This window comes from Rivularia sp. UHCC 0363, from assembly GCF_034931125.1.
In the GTDB taxonomy this organism is placed as follows: Bacteria; Cyanobacteriota; Cyanobacteriia; order Cyanobacteriales; family Nostocaceae; genus Rivularia.
This window is the reverse complement of record NZ_JAYGHM010000013.1, coordinates 71,593-89,281: the sequence shown is the minus strand read 5'-3', so window position 1 is coordinate 89,281 and position 17,689 is coordinate 71,593. Positions and strand designations below refer to the sequence as shown.

General features: G+C 39.7%; 13 protein-coding genes and 1 pseudogene. 8 read left to right on the top strand and 6 right to left on the bottom strand.

Annotated features, from left to right (window positions below):
* Window positions 1-98 precede the first annotated feature (98 nt).
* Together dxs and VB797_RS10075 are read right to left on the bottom strand one after the other, a co-directional pair.
* A complete protein-coding gene (dxs, locus tag VB797_RS10080) occupies window positions 99-2,006 on the bottom strand; it encodes a 1-deoxy-D-xylulose-5-phosphate synthase (protein WP_323237534.1) in 1,908 nt (635 codons plus the stop codon).
* Between the two features lie 341 nt (window positions 2,007-2,347).
* Window positions 2,348-3,046 (bottom strand): S-layer homology domain-containing protein, encoded by a 699-nt coding sequence (locus VB797_RS10075; protein WP_323237533.1) that lies wholly within the window; start codon window positions 3,044-3,046, stop codon window positions 2,348-2,350.
* Window positions 3,047-3,230: 184 nt separating this feature from the next.
* Between VB797_RS10075 and rpiA the strand changes: the two genes are divergently transcribed.
* Window positions 3,231-3,941, top strand: a complete 711-nt coding sequence (gene rpiA / locus VB797_RS10070) for a ribose-5-phosphate isomerase RpiA (protein WP_323237532.1) — start codon at window positions 3,231-3,233, stop codon at window positions 3,939-3,941.
* 483 nt (window positions 3,942-4,424) lie between these two features.
* Window positions 4,425-5,483, top strand: a complete 1,059-nt coding sequence (locus VB797_RS10065) for a class I SAM-dependent methyltransferase (RefSeq protein WP_323237531.1) — start codon at window positions 4,425-4,427, stop codon at window positions 5,481-5,483.
* Between the two features lie 727 nt (window positions 5,484-6,210).
* On the opposite strand, the gene patX is transcribed toward VB797_RS10065, so the two are convergent.
* On the bottom strand, window positions 6,211-6,420 hold the full coding sequence (gene patX / locus VB797_RS10060; RefSeq protein ID WP_323237530.1) for a heterocyst-inhibiting protein PatX: 210 nt from the start codon (window positions 6,418-6,420) through the stop codon (window positions 6,211-6,213).
* 111 nt (window positions 6,421-6,531) lie between these two features.
* Window positions 6,532-8,313, bottom strand: a complete 1,782-nt coding sequence (locus VB797_RS10055; protein WP_323237529.1) for an FAD-dependent oxidoreductase — start codon at window positions 8,311-8,313, stop codon at window positions 6,532-6,534.
* A 176-nt stretch (window positions 8,314-8,489) separates the two neighbouring features.
* Between VB797_RS10055 and VB797_RS10050 the strand changes: the two genes are divergently transcribed.
* On the top strand, window positions 8,490-8,930 hold the full coding sequence (locus VB797_RS10050) for a helix-turn-helix domain-containing protein (RefSeq protein WP_323237528.1): 441 nt from the start codon (window positions 8,490-8,492) through the stop codon (window positions 8,928-8,930).
* Between the two features lie 18 nt (window positions 8,931-8,948).
* On the top strand, window positions 8,949-9,506 hold the full coding sequence (locus VB797_RS10045; RefSeq protein ID WP_323237527.1) for a PIN domain-containing protein: 558 nt from the start codon (window positions 8,949-8,951) through the stop codon (window positions 9,504-9,506).
* Between the two features lie 144 nt (window positions 9,507-9,650).
* Here the strand turns inward: VB797_RS10045 and VB797_RS10040 are convergent, their stop codons facing one another.
* Window positions 9,651-10,439, bottom strand: coding sequence for a GUN4 domain-containing protein (locus tag VB797_RS10040; protein ID WP_323237526.1), 789 nt, complete (start codon window positions 10,437-10,439; stop codon window positions 9,651-9,653).
* A 382-nt stretch (window positions 10,440-10,821) separates the two neighbouring features.
* Between VB797_RS10040 and VB797_RS10035 the strand changes: the two genes are divergently transcribed.
* Together VB797_RS10035 and VB797_RS10030 are read left to right on the top strand one after the other, a co-directional pair.
* Complete coding sequence (locus VB797_RS10035; protein WP_323237563.1) at window positions 10,822-11,868, top strand: zinc-dependent dehydrogenase; 1,047 nt, start codon at window positions 10,822-10,824, stop codon at window positions 11,866-11,868.
* A 148-nt stretch (window positions 11,869-12,016) separates the two neighbouring features.
* Complete coding sequence (locus tag VB797_RS10030) at window positions 12,017-13,324, top strand: anion permease (RefSeq protein ID WP_323237525.1); 1,308 nt, start codon at window positions 12,017-12,019, stop codon at window positions 13,322-13,324.
* Between the two features lie 171 nt (window positions 13,325-13,495).
* On the opposite strand, the gene VB797_RS10025 is transcribed toward VB797_RS10030, so the two are convergent.
* Entirely contained in the window at window positions 13,496-14,158 is a 663-nt protein-coding gene (locus VB797_RS10025) for a hypothetical protein (RefSeq protein ID WP_323237524.1), read from the bottom strand.
* A gap of 161 nt (window positions 14,159-14,319) precedes the next feature.
* Here VB797_RS10025 and VB797_RS10020 point away from each other — a divergent pair.
* Window positions 14,320-14,502 (top strand): annotated as a pseudogene (locus VB797_RS10020) (Uma2 family endonuclease); the annotation flags it as partial.
* Between the two features lie 1,133 nt (window positions 14,503-15,635).
* Window positions 15,636-17,495, top strand: coding sequence for an EamA family transporter (locus VB797_RS10015; protein ID WP_323237523.1), 1,860 nt, complete (start codon window positions 15,636-15,638; stop codon window positions 17,493-17,495).
* The last annotated feature ends 194 nt before the right edge of the window (window positions 17,496-17,689 follow it).

Genomic DNA, 17,689 nt, shown 5'->3' with positions numbered 1-17,689 from the left:
GAAAATAATTATTAACTCCTAACTCCTAACTCCTAACTCCTAACTCCCAACTCCTAACTCCCTACTCCCTACTCCCTGCTCTTAGCAATTTATTGTAATCAAACTACAGCGGATGGTTGATTGCTGAAGAAAGTTTTTAAAATTCTTTGGGCAATCTGGGGACTAGTTAAGCCTAATTCGGCTTTACTTTCATCGGGTTTTGCATGGTCTACCAATACATCCGGTACACCGATACGCTTAATGGGTACTAAGATATCAGCATCTAACAGCGCTTCTGCAACTGCGGAACCAAAACCACCCATTAGACAACCTTCTTCTAAGGTGACGACTCGCTTGATTTTTCTTGCTAGGGGGAACATTAGTTCCGTGTCCAAAGGTTTGCAGAAACGAGCATTAATGACGGTGGCTTCAATACCGTGTTCGCTGAGAATTTCCGCTGCTTGTAACGTTGTATTCACCATCGAACCGTAACCGATCATTAACACATCATCACCGTTACGAAGAATTTCGCCTTTACCAATTTCCAAAGGTTCCCAACCTTCTTCCATTAAGGGGACACCATAACCGTTACCGCGAGGGAAACGCATGGCGATCGGACCCTTGGTATAGTTAACACCCGTTACCGTCATGCGCTGAAGTTCGGCTTCATCCTTGGGTGCCATCATCACCATATTCGGAATGCAGCGCATATAAGCAATATCGTACATCCCTTGGTGGGTGGGACCATCATCACCGACAATTCCGGCTCGATCCAAGCAGAAAAATACGGGTAACTTTTGGATGCAAACGTCGTGAATGATCTGGTCGTAACCGCGTTGCAAAAATGTCGAATAAATATCGGCAACAGGACGCATACCTTCGGCAGCTAATCCAGCGGCAAGGGTAACAGCGTGTTGCTCGGCAATTCCTACATCTATATACTGATTAGGTAACTTCGCTTGCAGTTTATCCAAACAAGTCCCTGTGGCCATTGCAGCGGTAATCCCGATGATTTTCGGGTTTTGTTCGGCAAGTTTGACTAAAGTATGAGCGAAAACTTTGGAGTACTTTGGTGGTTTGGGTGTACTCGAAGGAATTGCTTTACCCGTTGTTAAATTAAACGGACTTTGGGCATGATAGCCTACTTTGTCTTTCTCCGCGATTTCATAACCTTTACCCTTCGTAGTCGCGACATGAACTAGAACGGGACCGGGTATTTTATGGGCTTGTTTGAAAGTCGCAATTAAATCTTCCAAATTATGACCATCAACAGGCCCCATGTAGGTAAAACCGAGTTCTTCAAACACCGCTCCTACCTTGGGAACCGCTAACCGCTTCATTCCTTCCTTGATGCGTTCAAGTTCCGGTGTCAGAGAGTCGCCGAGAAAAGGAAGCTGCTTAACTTGTTCCTCAAAATTATCCTTGATAAACTGTACCGGCGGAGACAGCCGCATTTTATTTAAGTAGCGGGGAATTGCGCCGACGTTAGGAGAAATTGACATTTCGTTGTCGTTGAGGACAACTAATAAATTAGTATTAGGCAAATGTCCGGCATGATTGATAGCTTCTAAAGCCATACCACCAGTCAATGCCCCATCGCCGATAATAGCAGCAACTTTAAAATTTTCTCCTTTCATATCTCGTGCCAGAGCCATTCCTAGCCCCGCCGAAATACTAGTAGAAGCGTGTCCGGCACCAAAATGGTCAAATTTGTTTTCGCAGCGCTTTAGATAGCCTGCAACTCCATCCTTCTGCCGTAAGGTGTGGAAATGATTGTAACGTCCTGTAATTAATTTATGGGGATACGCTTGATGTCCCACATCCCAAATAACTTTATCTCGATCTAAATCTAGAGTTTGATAAAGTCCCAACGTTAATTCAACAACACCTAACCCAGGTCCTAGGTGTCCGCCGGTAGCTGCTACCGTTTGTAAATGCTTGTCTCGAATTTGACGAGCAATTTGCTGTAGTTGCCGAATCGATAACCCGTGCAACTGATTTGGATGAGTAATTTCACTCAGGTGCATATTTACTGGGTTTTCCTCTCCACAATTATTTGTATATTGATTGTCCCACGGGAATGGGCAATTGGGGGGAAAGTGAGAAGGGGAGAGGGGGAGATAGGGACAGGGGGAGATGGGGAGAAGGGGGATAGGGACAGGGGGAGATGGGGAGATAGGGGGATGGGGAGATATTTGATTCAAGAAATTACGAATTATGAATTATATTGTCGGTAAATGAAGCTGTGGGGGCATTTTTGAGGCATAAACGCGAAATTATTGTAGAGACGTAGCAATGCTACGTCTTCAGGAATTGTGAAATCATCACTTCATCTGTATGATTCAGCAACACCATTAAACAAGGACGGTTAAAATCCGGGCTGCGGATTTACCGAACCTCCGGGAACTACTGGTGTATCGGGTCGTGGCTGCTGTCTTGACAAATATTCGCTCAATACTGAAGCCATATCTCCACGAGTCATGGGTTTGAGGGGGTTGAGTTGACCTTCGGTTTCTTTGACAAATCCTTCAGTTACCACTGTCGCAACTGCTTTTTTTGCCCAGCTAGGAATTGATTCGGCATCTGAATAGGTCGAAAGTATATTAGCTACCGTATCATCGGAAAACTGAAAAACCCCGTAAGCTTGAGCAAATATCGCTAAACCTTCTGCTCTGCTGACTCGTTGATTGGGAAAAAATAAATTGTTACGATAGCCTTGCATGATCCCAGTTTTCAAAACAGTTTGAATATCGTTGTAAGCCCAATAAGAAGATGGAACATCCGCTACCATTACATTTGCAGATGGGACGTTTCTTTTATTAAGTCCAAAAGTTTTCACCATAATCGTGGCTAATTGGGCCCGACTCAACAATCTTTCGGGGTGGAAATTGCCATCCGAGTAGTTAGTCATTAACTTCGCTTTAACTACTTGTTCGATCGCACTAGATGATTGTGCTAATTGCGGTTGTTCTTCAACATTTTGATTTTGCTCTTGTTGAGCATAAGCACTTATGGGAAACCCTAGGATCAAAAAGATTAATGAAAGCGTACCGATAAATTTACCCATGATTATATTTTTTCTCAAAATGCTATTAACTTTAACTGACAACAAAGGTAGCGATGTAGTTTCATCGTTTTTATAGTTTTAGTCAACCTAAATATCAAGATTGCGAATAGAAGCTATCAAACTAAGCCCCTTGACCGATAGTATGGACTAATTAGAAGGCGTTTTATTCAAGGAGTTTCTACGAATGACCTCAACAGCAGACCCCGTAAAGTTGATGAAGCAAGAAGTCGGTAAAGCCGCTGCGAATCTTGTAAAATCGGGTTCTATCGTCGGATTGGGAACTGGTTCAACCACCGCTTTTACGATTCAATTTCTTGGCGATCGCCTTAAATCTGGTGAACTAACAGATATCGTTGGTATTCCCACATCTTTTCAATCGGAAGTTTTAGCTAAGCAATATGGCGTACCTTTAACCACTTTAGACGCGATCGACCATATTGATATTGCGATCGACGGTGCGGACGAAGTAGACCCATCCAAAAATCTCATCAAAGGTGGTGGTGCTGCACATACCCGCGAGAAAGTTGTAGACTATCTGGCAAATCAATTTATCGTAGTTGTGGATAGCGGTAAATTAGTTAAACGCTTGGGTGAAACTTTTGCGGTTCCTGTGGAAATCATCCCAATGGCAATTACCCCCGCAATGCAGGCAATTATTAAACTCGGTGGTAAACCAGAAATCCGCATGGGTGTCAAAAAAGCCGGACCCGTAATCACTGACCAAGGTAACATGGTGGTTGATGTCAGATTTGATAATATTAGCGACCCAGAAAGCTTAGAAAAAACACTTAACAATATTCCCGGTGTTTTAGAAAACGGTATTTTTGTCAATTGTGTAGATAAAGTTCTAATTGGCGAAGTTAAGGATAATAAACCCGTGGTTAGGGAAATGTAAAATGTTGCTTCTTCGGTACAAGTTCATGCTAACGAAATAGTCGTACCAGAGGGATTACGTAGTGCGTTAGCGCAGCGTGTCCGTAAGGACAAGCATCTTACTCGCTAATTATCAGCATCTTATATCGTTTCTGTATAAAGATACGCTTAATCTAGCCTACGCAGGTAGGCTTTGTAATACTAGCCCCAGCCTTCTAGGCTGCGGGTGTTTTTTAATCTAGCCTACGCAGGTAGGCTTTGTAATATTAGCCCCAGCCTTCTAGGCTGCAGGTGTTTTAGGTGTTTTAGCGCAACCTCATACAGAATTGGTATTAGAAGGCTCTGGCTTCTATTATGGGTTCCCAGCCAGAGGCTAGGAACCAGTAAAAGCATCCTTCCTAAGATATATATTTGTGAAATACACAATTTTTTTTCCATTATCCAGAATTGTTTATTAAGAAATATTTCCATAAAATGAGAATAGGTGACAAAAAGTAGAATTCTTATGCCAGACACTTTAACAAAACTGACTTACCAGACATTTCAACAGAGCAAAAGCATTTTTGGTTTAGCTCACAAAATGCTTAGTACGGGGCTGATGAAAGCTTTATCTCCAGTAGAGAAAAAAGTAACACCGATTCCCACAGAGTTATTGCTGAAATTACAAGAGCGTCTAAATAATTTATTAGAAACTGATTGGGAAGATGCAGAACGAGGTGTGTATCCCAAAAGTTTATTGTTCGATAATCCTTGGGAAGACTTTTTTCTTTACTATCCACAACTATGGATGGATTTACCCCAAATTTGGGAGAGAGCTAAGTCCGATAAATATAAAGATTTTTCCCCAAATATAGATACCGCAGATTATCCCCAATACTACGCGAGGAATTTCCATCATCAAACCGATGGTTATTTGAGCGAACTATCTGCTAATCTATACGATTTACAGGTAGAAATTCTCTTTAATGGTGCTGCTGATGCAATGCGACGCAGAATTTTGGCTCCATTAAAGGATGGGTTAAAAGTGTTTGCTGATGTACCACCACGTCAACAACGCATTTTAGATATAGCTTGCGGTACTGGACGTACTTTGAAGATGATTCGAGCCGCTTTACCCCAGGTATCGCTGTATGGTGCGGACTTGTCACCCACCTACTTACGAAAAGCCAATCAACTGCTATCGGAAATTCCCGGAGAATTGCCACAACTGTTACAAGCTAATGCTGAAGAGTTACCTTATTTAGAAAACTACTTCCATGCGGTAACTTGTGTATTTCTGTTCCATGAATTACCAGCAGTGATACGTCAGCGAATTATTGATGAAGCTTTCCGAGTCACCAAACCGGGTGGAACCTTTATTATTTGCGACTCAGTTCAGTTGAGTGATTCACCAGAAGTCGAACCTGCAATGCACAATTTCTATGAAACTTTCCACGAACCTTACTACAGAAATTATATAACTGATAATTTAGTGGAACGTTTGGAAACAACTGGTTTTGAAAACGTTGAAATGCAGGTTCATCATATGAGCAAATACTTAATTGCTCGCAAACCGTCAGCATAGATTTTACTAAATAATTAATGTAGAGACGTAGCAGTGCTGCGTCTCCATAATTTTGTGTATGCAAAAAAATAATTTAAATTGAGCTTTTGATCAACAAAAGCAAAAAACTAGAGACTAATCTTGCCTCTAGCCTTAAACAGAAAAAGACGATACATAATATACAAGTGAACTGAGCAAATCAAACTTTTAGCTAAGCAAAAATAACTGAGCAAACTTAATTATTCGCTGCGGAGCGTAAATAAAGTTACTGATTATTTGTACTTATTTGACTTAGATTAACTCAAAAAAAATCCAGCCTCCCGACAGCAGATATTATCTGCTCAATAATAAAGCAGTTGCAGGAAATGTAGGCAACATAAATTCTCTTTTGTTTATCCTAGATGAGCATATTTATCTAAGATATTCTGCAAAGCATCGCAGAAATCATATTCTAAATATGAAGACAAATCGAGGATAAAACAATCAGTGGTAGAAATGCGGGAGGAAAATTTTTCTTTGAGAAACGGACGATGCTATGGATATAGGTCTTTGATACTTGAGGACAGACCGAAATAAAATAATAACGAGCAATTATCTAACAACTTCGGATTGCAAAAATTATCTCTGCACGAAGCTAGATCGGGTAAATGGTGATTTTTAACACCCTAAAAGCTATAAGTAAAACGGATTTGAGATAATACGATGAACTGGTTCTATGCGTTGCAGTCTTAGTGGAGATAAAGCAGAATTAAACATCGGTATATTCGATCAAGTCCCTGCGTCCACTACCCCGATGAGGAGCTTTAGGCTTACGTGGATTGGATCTACTTAATAGTAATTCTTGTTCTCCGGAGGAAGAAAACATTTCATTTACTACAGATTTTCCAATTCCTTGAAAGTTAACGGCTAAGGAGCCGAATACGAAACTTGTAACTAAAAGTGAAATGGCTGTACGCATAGTAGATGTCTATTTTTGAACTATCTACTCTCCTGATACTTAGTTTTAATTACTGCATCCGGACAAATAACTAAACAGTAATTATTTTTACTTTAATTTTTCCAAGCGGTTTCAATAAGTGATGTGTTCTACTAATAACCAGTTACCAGCATGATCGATGCGACCCCATATAGCTATTTTTCCTTTGTCTGTCAAGCATTTTAGGGCTAGATTTATATTTGGATTTAAAGTTACAAGTTGGTAAATGTATCCTTTGAGTGTGATTGGAATGGTAATTTCAAACCTGTAATCTTGCTGATCTATATGCTGAAAAACGCCTTGATAACGGTAACTATTACGTAGCTCTACTGGATTTTGAATACCGTACACATACTTATCCAAAGATGTATCATCATAATTACCGTTAGCAGGATAACTATTTAAGTTATCTAAATAATACAGTTGCTTAATTGACCAGTCTGGGTGATAGGGTAGTAAATTGTACAGTGGAACGATGGCTGCTGGTGCTTGTATATCATTTAATAAAGCTTGCTGCAACGCTCTTACAGGTAAATCTCTGGGTTGACAATTTATCTCAATACACATAGCCGCAGCCATTCCCGCAGCTTGAGCGATATTCATGACCACAGGCTGCAATCTGGTAGCACCGTTGGCAATGTGCGATACAGAAATATTTTTTTCGCAGACTAGTAAACCATCTGTCTTCAGCGGAACCAAGGAACCATAGGAAATAGTGAAAGGAGTTCCGGTTAAACGTCCTCCCCAGCGGATTGATTTTGGCTGTAAGTGGAATTTGACACCGGGATAATGATGGTCGTTGGGGTAGTTACCAATGGCAATGCTATTTATATGTAAAGGTGCTACATTACCTCCAGCGATCGGCAAAATATCCTGTTCTGTGACCGTAGTTAGTCCTACCAAGCGACGGCTTTCTCGGTAGTAGGGATGAAGCGCGTCTCCACGTATCGCATCAGAAATTTGGATTGTAGGAAAAACATTTTCTGCCAAACCGTAGCGACGACCGAGTTGAGATTGAATAAAATGAGCGAAATTTTGACTATAATTGTGACATTCATGGAGAAACTCACTCAAGGCTTGCTCCGATTCAACCATTCGTCCTAAATCTTCACCGTAGTCGTTGCCACAGTTAGGCCAATTGATCATGAAAAGACCCGAACCCAAGCATCCATAATTCAAGAATTTTTCTGCACCGTAATTATCCCAAGCACCTGCAAACAGAGATGAATGGTAATTTGATGCTCGTGGAATTAGTGGTGCTTCAGTTTCACCGTAATCTTGCATCATCACTACCCAAGTTGGAGCCTGTACCGGATATTTTGCGGTGAGAGAATTAGGTGTAACAGGTGCGCTAGGTTCTCCCCATTCAGATTGCAATTCCCAGCCCCAGCGAAAAGGAATATTACCCTTAGCTAGTAAATCTCCCAATTCGGTACCGTCAAGAGTAATTTTGGCTTCAACGGTGAAATCTGAAAACTTAACTCCCGTAACGCAGTTATCTTGACACAATACCTCTAACGGTACTCGTCCGGAAATCCATTGCAGATTTGTTAACTGCGCTACCCAGTCTGCAAATATTTTTGCTCCAACTTGCGGATGATAGCTAAAAAAACTTGCCCAGCAGTTATCTAACCCTCCCGGTTGTCGTTGGTGTAATTCTCGTAAAAACGCACCCCATATTCCAGTTTGAAAAGCTTCCAACTCATTACCATCGAGAGCGCAAACTCCAGCAGAAGTTAACATCCCTCCTAACATCGGAAATTCACTCACCAAGATAGTTTTTGCACCTCGTCGTGCTGCTTGAATTGCCGCAGTAGTCCCCCCAGTTCCACCACCGACTACTAACACATCAGCGGTGTATGTTTGATTGGTCATTTGTATATGTTGAATAGTTATTTAATAATACCGGCGGTTGAAACCGCGTCTACACAAACAAAACCCACCTGCGTGGGTTAAATATCCCAACCTTTTTATTCTTATTCGTTTATTGCGTTTATGTAATATACACTATGCTACTGTAAATAGTGTAATAGTGTATTTCGGGTATAAGCATGATGTTAAATTTGCCAGCATCAATAATAAGCGAACAGCAAGAAAAGCAATCTCTACAGGAAATAGAGCGCATACTTGCACTTGAAGCTCAGACAAAGTTAGTGGGAGCGAATGGAGAACAAATTGACATTCCAGCATCGGTTCATAAGCTGCTGCATCAAATTGTCCGTGCAATAGCATTAGGTCAAACTGTATCTATAGTTCCTCAACAGCAAGAATTTACAACACAACAAGCAGCCGATTATTTGAATGTATCGCGTCCTTATTTAATTAAGCTATTAGAACAAGGGGAAATTGCTTTTATAAAAGTAGGAACTCATCGACGGATTTGTTTTGATGATTTAATTGACTATAAAGAACAGCGGGATGTGAAGCGTAGAGAACTTTTGCAGCAACTCGTTGAGATAAGCGAAGAAGCTGGATTGTACGAAGACGAGTGATAAAAAAATAAAATTACTATGTTTCCTGTTGTTTTAGATGCTTGTGTTTTGTTTCCGATGTACCTACGCGATACCTTACTTTCTACGGCTGATTTAGGGCTATATATGCCGTTTTGGTCGCAAAGAATCTTAGATGAAGCGATGAGAAACCTTGTGCAAAAAGGCAAAATTACCGCTGAGAAAGCGACGAATCTTGAACGGGTAATGAAAGCAGCCTTTGTAGAATCAATGGTTGAAGTACCTGGAGAATTAGAAGAAGTAATGACAAATCATCCTAAAGACCGTCATGTTTTAGCAACTGCGGTAATGGCTAAAGCGAATACTATTGTTACAAATAATCTTATTGATTTTAACGCTGAGGCTTTAAATCCTTGGAATGTAATAGCACTTTCTCCTGACGAGTTCCTTAGTCAATTATTTGATGTCTATCCCTTGGAAATGGTTCAAGTTGTGCAAAAACAGTCTCGAAGATATAAAAAGCGTCCTTTAAGCGTAGATGACTTGCTGGATTTATTAAGTAAAAAAGATGGTGCTAATTTAGTAAATTTTGTTATTAAAGTTAGCTCTTGTTTTTAATTTTTTAAATTTTTTATTAAATCAAAAAAGAATCTTCATCGCCTTCACTCTATCACACTATAGGAGTAGAACTACAAAAATCAAGCCTGGTGTGACAGGAGAGTAAATAAGTCACATATTTATAAAAAAATGGTATTACTATCTTTAGTACTGATTAAACAAGTGTAAAAAAGTATGAATTCTCTTGCTTCTATTTTCTCCATATCCTCCTGCACGCAATATAGGTAGTTGACCTTTTGGGGCTTTATCAATCGAAAAATTCTTGAATATATCTTTGTAAGAACAGTAATAACCATAAATGCCAGAAGTTTTCCACTCTACTTGGGTTTCAAATTCTTCTAAAACGTCGAACCTGTATAAATCTGAATTTACACCTTTGTTACCTGCAAGTTTTTTATAAATAGATAATTGAACAGTAAAACCAAACTTTTCGTTACTATAATCAATCCATAATTTATCAATTTTCTGGAGAAATTCATTGGCTGATGAACCCCAATAGTAATCATGAAAATCTTTTATAGAAATATATCCAACTGATTGTAAGTTATAAAGTTCTAATATTAGATGAGAAGTTTCTTTATCCGCTTGTTCCCATTCTTCTGCTTCTAATAGCCCACGAAGCTGAGAAAAATTTTTATAATTTACTATATCTTGAGAAATTTGCGAGAATCTTTTTGAAGTTAATTCTTTAACTTTTGATTCTAAATTAATTATATTTGAACACAATTTTTTGTTAATTAAATTTAATTTTTCGTTTTCGGTAATTTTTTCATGGAGTCTTAACCATATATTTTTAGCCCATTCTAGTTTTGTTTTTTGTTCTAGATAAAGACCATTTGGGCTTAAGGGATATTCAGTTAAATTCCATCCACATTTTGGGTAAGTTTGTATATCACCACTATGCTCAGTCGTACAAACAGAACATTCATACATAAAATATTGCTATTTTTCAAAATAGTATTCCTTATTTCTTTATAAACTCTAAATTTCAACTAATATTAGAGCATAATTACTGAAAAATTTAAATATTTTACAATACAAGGATATTTTCAAACTATCCGGCAAATATGATTTGCTATTACCCAGGCAAAGTCCGGCGACCTGGACTAGCAAATTTATAACCCGGTTTTGTTCGTGTAGCAGCCTGTGTGTAAGCGCAGATTCTCGCAGCGTCTCCTACGTTCACTGTTAGGTGCGACTTAGTATGCCCGAAGGGCTTAGGAGATACTATATTCTCTCCCAGCTTGACAAAATCTTCCCCAAACACCGCCGAAATAATGTTAAATCTAATATCAATGAGCGGGGAGAAAACAACGTGAAAGCACAGATATTTAGGGGCGTTAATAATTTATCTTACGAGGAAATCCCGGTACCGACACTGGAAGCAGATGAGGTGTTGGTGCAGGTGCGGGTCGTAGGATTGTGTCAATCGGATATCAAAAAGATTCGCTATCCCCTTTACGAACCACCGCGCATTTTCGGACATGAAACTGCGGGAATTATTACTGCTGTGGGGGATAAGGTGAAAAAATGGGAAGTAGGACAAAGAGTTGCAGTGATGCATCATATTCCATGTATGCGTTGCGCTTACTGCATGAATGATAATTTCTCAATGTGCGATACCTATAAAAATATTGTGACTACGGCAGGCTTTACACCCAGCGGTGGCGGTTTTGCGGAATACGTCAAGGTACCTGGACATATTGTGGAAAATGGCGGCTTGATTCCGATTCCCGACGATATAACTTTTGAAGAAGCAAGTTTTGTGGAACCGACAAACTGCTGTTTGAAAGCAGTGAAAAAAGCCGAAATTGCTCCCGGAAAAACAGTTTTAATTACTGGTGCCGGACCAATTGGGTTAATGTTTATTATGTTAGTTAAATACTTTGGTGGTAAAGCAATATCCACCGATTTACTACCGTCGCGGATTCAGAAAGCAATGGAAGTCGGAGCAGAAGCTGCAATGGACGCTCGCGATCGCAATTTAACTACTAAAATCCAAGAACTTACGAATGGTTTGGGTGTTGATGTGACTTTACTCGCAGTTCCCAGCGAAAAAGCCTTTTTTCAAGCTCTTGATTGCACTCGTAAAGGCGGCAAAATCTTGTTTTTCGCCGAATTCCCCGATGAATTAGAAATTCCGATCAATCCGAATATTTTGTATCGTCGGGAAATTGACTTGATGGGTAGTTACAGTTCATCTTATAGATTGCAAAGTCTAGCGGCTGATATCGTCTTTAATCGTCGTATTGACGTAAAAGCATTAATTAGCAACAGCTATTCATTAGAAAATTTATCCGCAGCAGTCGAACAAGCTGTAACTCCCTCTGAGGATACTTATAAAATACTTATTTATCCTTGATTTTAGAAATGGGGAAGAAAAGTTAGGAGTTAGGAGTGAGGAGTGAGGAGTTAAGAGTTATAAATTAAAAATTATTATCTTTAGCCTATTCCCCATTCCCCATTCCCTATTCCCCATTCCCCATTCCCCATTCCCTATTTTCAATTAAATGACTATCCCCATTTTTATAGTTATCTTATTAGCTTTCTATCTTGCTTGGAACTTAGGAGCGAATGACGTTGCAAATGCAATGGGTACTTCGGTGGGTTCCAAGGCTGTTACGCTAAAACAGGCTTTGATAATTGCTGGAATCTTAGAATTTAGCGGTGCTGTTTTATTCGGACATGAGGTATCCCAAACTTTAGCGACGGAAGTTACCAATCCGGAAATATTTGTAGATGTACCTCAAGTTTTTGCTACCGGGATGTTTTCAGTATTGTTAGCTAGCGCGATATGGCTACAAATAGCGACATCGCGTGGTTTACCAGTTTCATCTTCCCATGCCGTTGTGGGTGCGATCGCCGGTTTTTGCGTTACTGCTGCTGGATTTGGTGCGGTTGAGTGGTCATCTATTGGCACGATCACTTTGGGATGGATAATTACACCAGTTATCAGCGGTTGTATTGCGGCTTTGTTTTATAGTCAAATTAAGCGCTGGATTTTAGATCAACCGCAGCAATTGCGACAGTTAAATGAGTGGATTCCCTGGTTGAGCGTGTTGTTGTTGGGAGTATTCGGAATAATTGTTTTACCAAAAGTAACTCAACCCCTAGCAACTTTTTTGATTGAGGAAGTTGGTTTAAAAATACCGTCTCACGATGTTCCACTTTTTATCGGTACAGCAGCAGCTGTGGGACTTACCGTTTATAGTTGGAGAGAATTGGAAGGTACAAGGGGATGGGGGGATGGAATAGATGGGGAGAAATCCAATTACCAATTACCAATTACCAATTACCATTCACCAAATCCAGTTGAGCGTATATTTGCTAGATTCCAATTGTTGAGTGCTTGTTTTGTAGCGTTTGCTCACGGTTCTAATGATGTGGGAAATGCGATCGCTCCTTTAGCTGCGATAACTTATGTCAATAAAACGGGAAAAGTCCCGATTTACGATTTAGATATTCCTATATGGATTCTGGTAATTGGTGGGGCTGGAATTGTGTTTGGTTTGGCTGTTTGGGGTAAAAAAGTGATTGCGACTATTGGTGAAAGTATCATTACTTTGCAGCCAAGTAGTGGGTTTTGTGCGGAACTTGCAACCGCTACTACGGTAATTATTGCGTCTAGTTTGGGTTTACCTGTATCTACTTCTCACGCACTTGTTGGTGGTGTCGTTGGTATTGGCATAATTAAAGATATAAAATCGGTGCAGTTTAAAACGTTACAGGGAATTGCTGCTGCTTGGATTATAACGCTTCCAGTGAGTGCAGTTTTAAGTGCAATTATTTTTAGTTTGGTTCGTGTTGTTTTGGGATAATTAAATTTTAGATTTTAGATTTTGGATTTTAGATTATAAGTAGATGGGTGAAAAATTTATAAGTAGTTATGCAAAATTAATTGTACATTCCGAAAGGTAATTAATTTTGCTTAAGCACTTATTGTGTCTCTACATCTGCTGGAATAACGGAAAATTCATGTGTAAATATATTTACAAATTGCTTTTACCAACCGGACGTTGACCATCTATATTTAACATATGGTCAATTTCTAAATCGCTTGGATCGACCGGACGCTGACCGTCTTCATTGATCATTTGATTATCTTCAAAATTGCTTTTGGCAATAGGGCGATCGCCATCTACATTGAACGTTTCTTCAACTTCAAAACTACTTCTAGCAACCGGACGTTCTCCATCATCGTTAAAGGTATGGTCAATTTCTAAATTGCTGGGGTCAACTGGACGATCGCCATCTACGTGAATAACGTTACCTTGTTTATAATCGCTCTGAGCAATGGCTTGATTTTCTACATTGAAGGTTTTTTGAACTTCAAAATTGCTTTTAGCAACCGGACGAACACCATCTTCATTAAAAGTATGGTCAATTTCTAAATTGCTGGGGTCAATTGGGCGATCGCCATCTTCGTGAATAATCTCACCTTCCTTATCATCTGTTTTAGTAACAGTCGGATGATTTTCGACATTGAAGGTTTCTTTAATATCAAGATTGCTTTTACCAACGGGACGAACACCATCTTCTTTAAAAGTATGGTCAATTTCTAAATTGTTTGGATCGACTGGACGCTTTTTATCGGCACTAATTTTTTGAGAATCTGTTTTTGATTTCTTGCTTTTTTTAGTTTTTTTAGCCATCACGGAACCTAAAAATTATTTATTAATCTCATAGTATGATGTTAGTTTAACTAAATACTTGTATCCAAAGGATTAAGAATTTTGATGTTGGTGTGGAAGGAATGAATCTTATGGGAGAGAGCTTCGTTAAAATAAAACCACCTGCTATCAAAACTTAACCTATGACCTATACTCCACCGAAACTTCTAACTTTCGAGCAATTTATAGCAGAATACGGAGATAATCCACGCTATGAACTTATTGATGAAGAACTACGCGACATGCAACCAACAGGTTCTCATGAAGAAGTTTCGGGGAGTATTGCTGGTAGAATCTATACAGAAATTCTTCGTTCTAAGTTAAACTAACTGATTCCTAAAAATTGTTTGATTAAACCACCAGCAATTCATTATTTACCTGGCGGTTGAAACCGCTGCTATACAGGCAAAGTCCACCTGCGTGGACTAATTGATTCATAACCCGCGCAGGCGGGTTTCGTTTGTGTAGCCGCGAATTAATTCGCCAGGTTCTGTCAATTAACAATTCATTATTTACCTGGCGGTTGAAACCGCTGCTATACAGGCAAAGTCCACCTGCGTGGACTAATAGATTCATAACCCGCGCAGGCGGGTTTCGTTTGTGTAGCCGCGAATTAATTCGCCAGGTTCTCTGTTATCTATTGAATAATCGGAGAATTTCCGATACTTTACTTTTACAAAAACACCCGCAGTTATCCCTTTGTCCCCCCATGCCCCCCTACGGGTTGCGCCACTTGCTACAAGTCGGGGAACCCGCCCAACGCAGTGGCTTACCATCCCTCCATCTCCACAGGATGCTTCAAAGAATTTACTCCCATTGCGGGATGACAAAAACCGATACTTGGACATCTTGCCCGATCTATTGTCATTTCTCGAAAAATTCATATAATTACAATGCGGCTTAGGTGAGTGTTTGAGGGTTGTTGCTGCGATCGCAACCTCTAACTTTAATGCGGATTTTTGATATTCTGAGTGTAAGATATATCATCAATTTCAGTGCGTTTAATTAAGTATCAAGATGAAATTAAATCCCCGTATCCCTACTAAAATGGTTAAGTTATTATTTACAGATACTTGAGGTAATAAGAAATACTTGCATCCAATATTTATTTTTTTGATTATATCAAGTGATGATTCTGCGTAATATGACAGTTATATAACTTTATTAGAGATACAAAAAATACCATAGTACTTGGATCTTTTCGCTGCTAAAACTTTAACTCTTAACTAGTTGTTAATTTAAGATGAGAAAAATGATACCTTAATTGATAAAAATAAATTTTGTAAATTCCTTTGTTAATGATATTTTTTTAAAGAGCTTTTATACTGCTTGCGATCAATTTATTTAAATCAAGAGAATTTATCTGAGAAAATACACAAAACAAGTAACAATTTTAGCGCCGATTCAGTCAATAGCAAGCCACAAAGGTGGTCAAACAAGGGGCAGAGGATAGGTTATAATGGGACGATTTGATAACGGACCAGAAAAGCCGCGTAGAGCAGATGAGCCATACGGATCAGCAGAATCTGCCTTACAGGCTGTTACTGAGGAACTACAAATTATCCAGCGGAATTTGCTCAAGTCATTGCAAGATGATGTCCAGCGTCTACAGAGTGAAAAAATCCGCTTAGCTGATGATATCAAGCGTCTCCAAGAACAAAGGGAGCAGTTGCAGGGGGGAAGACAAATTGATGAGTTACAGGTGTTGATGCGTCAATTAGCGCAAGTTTTAGGGAATCATATTTCCGTGCAGTTGCAATCCTCACTCGAAAAACTTGCGAATCGACCGACGGGAAGCACAGTTCTTCAATCCGGAACATACACTCAAACTCAGAATCAAGAATCTGTAAGTAATGCTTTTAATGCTGCTTTCAATACGCTACAACAAGATTTAGAGGACTATCAAAGTAGTCTTTCCCAGCAATTATCTCGAATGTCATTGCAACAAGAGCAGGGGGAAGCGATTTTAGTTGAACTGGTAAATCGTCTTCGTCAAGAATTGGAAAGCACTACCACTTATAGACCCCGGACGGAATTTCAAGTTAACGCATTAGAAGAAGTTGAAGTTGATCGCTTAGAAGATTTTCCCCCAACAGAACCAGAAGCTCCACAAGAGACATTTTCACCAAGTTTATTTGAAGAACCCCCTGAAATAATTCCCCCACCTGCGGATACCACGACAGCAACTTCTACCGTTCGAGGAGCAAATGTTTCATTACCCGAAACATACCCGCAAACTAGCTCAGAAGATCCCGTACAGTCTACTACAACACAACAACCGTCTTCACAGATAGAAGCATTTTGGCAGCGTCCCAAAGGATTATTGTTAATTGTGCTCTCCACGGTAGCCACATCTATCTATAATGTTGCAGTCAAAGCAATATTCCAGCCGAACTCCCAAATATTCGGGATATTTGAATTAGAACAGCTAATATCGCCAACTTTAGGGAATTGCTTTTTAGTTTTGATGCTAAGAATGCTAGTAGTTGTGCCGCTGATGTTAGTTTTGGCACCCATCTTGCATCCAAGGGTTTGGCAAGATTTACAAAATTTAATAGAATCGCTCAGAGGAAATCGTACCCCTGCGAATATTACGAGTAAAAGAGTGCTGATGCTGTCAGTGATCAGTGGATGCTTCTTATTTTTATCCCAGGTAATGCTTTACATAGCCATCAGCCAAATTTTTACAGGAATGGCGATCGCGCTTTTGTTTGTGTATCCCATTGTCAGTGGATTATTATCATGGCTTTTGTTTCGCGACAGTCCGAGTAAATTCCGCGCTTTCGCTTACGCGATGATTGTTTTAGGAATAGTTTTGGTATTAGGAGGAGCAGCAAGCGGTGAAGGTAACATATCTTTAGGAAGCGTTACAGGAATTATCGCGGGGATAAGTTTTTCGTTTTACGTGATATTAACGCGCATTTGTGCCGCTAGACTGCATCCGGTTTCTTTTACCCTAATTAACTTCGCCACAATGCTATTTTTGTGTTTTATTGGCTTAATGCTGCCATTACCAACAGCTTGGAGCTTGGACATAAATTCAACAAACTTTTTAGAACTGGTTTTAAGCGCATTCATTTTAGGAGTACTAACCCTCTGCGGTTATTTACTAAATAACTTTGGCATTCGTAAACTTGGTGCTACAAGAGCAGGACTGATTGGTTCGACCGTTCCAGTTTTAACCGTAATTTTTGCCGGAATCATCATTCAAGAAACTTTACCATTAATCCAAGTTCTTGGAGTTCTACTAGTCACCTTCGGAGCCGCAGCTTTTAGCATCGAGAAATTACAGCAGCGGGTTAAATCGTCTCGCAGCTGAGGGATGGGGAGATGGGGAGATGGGGAGATAATTCATAACTCCTAACTATTACCAATTACCAATGACCCATATCTAATAACTCACTGGTATACCGTAAAGCCACATTTCCAGTCAAAAGCTGTTAACATACATTCTTCAGGGGATGTAAAAAGGACACACTTGCTTACTTGACTCTAAGGTGGAGATTTTCGTGT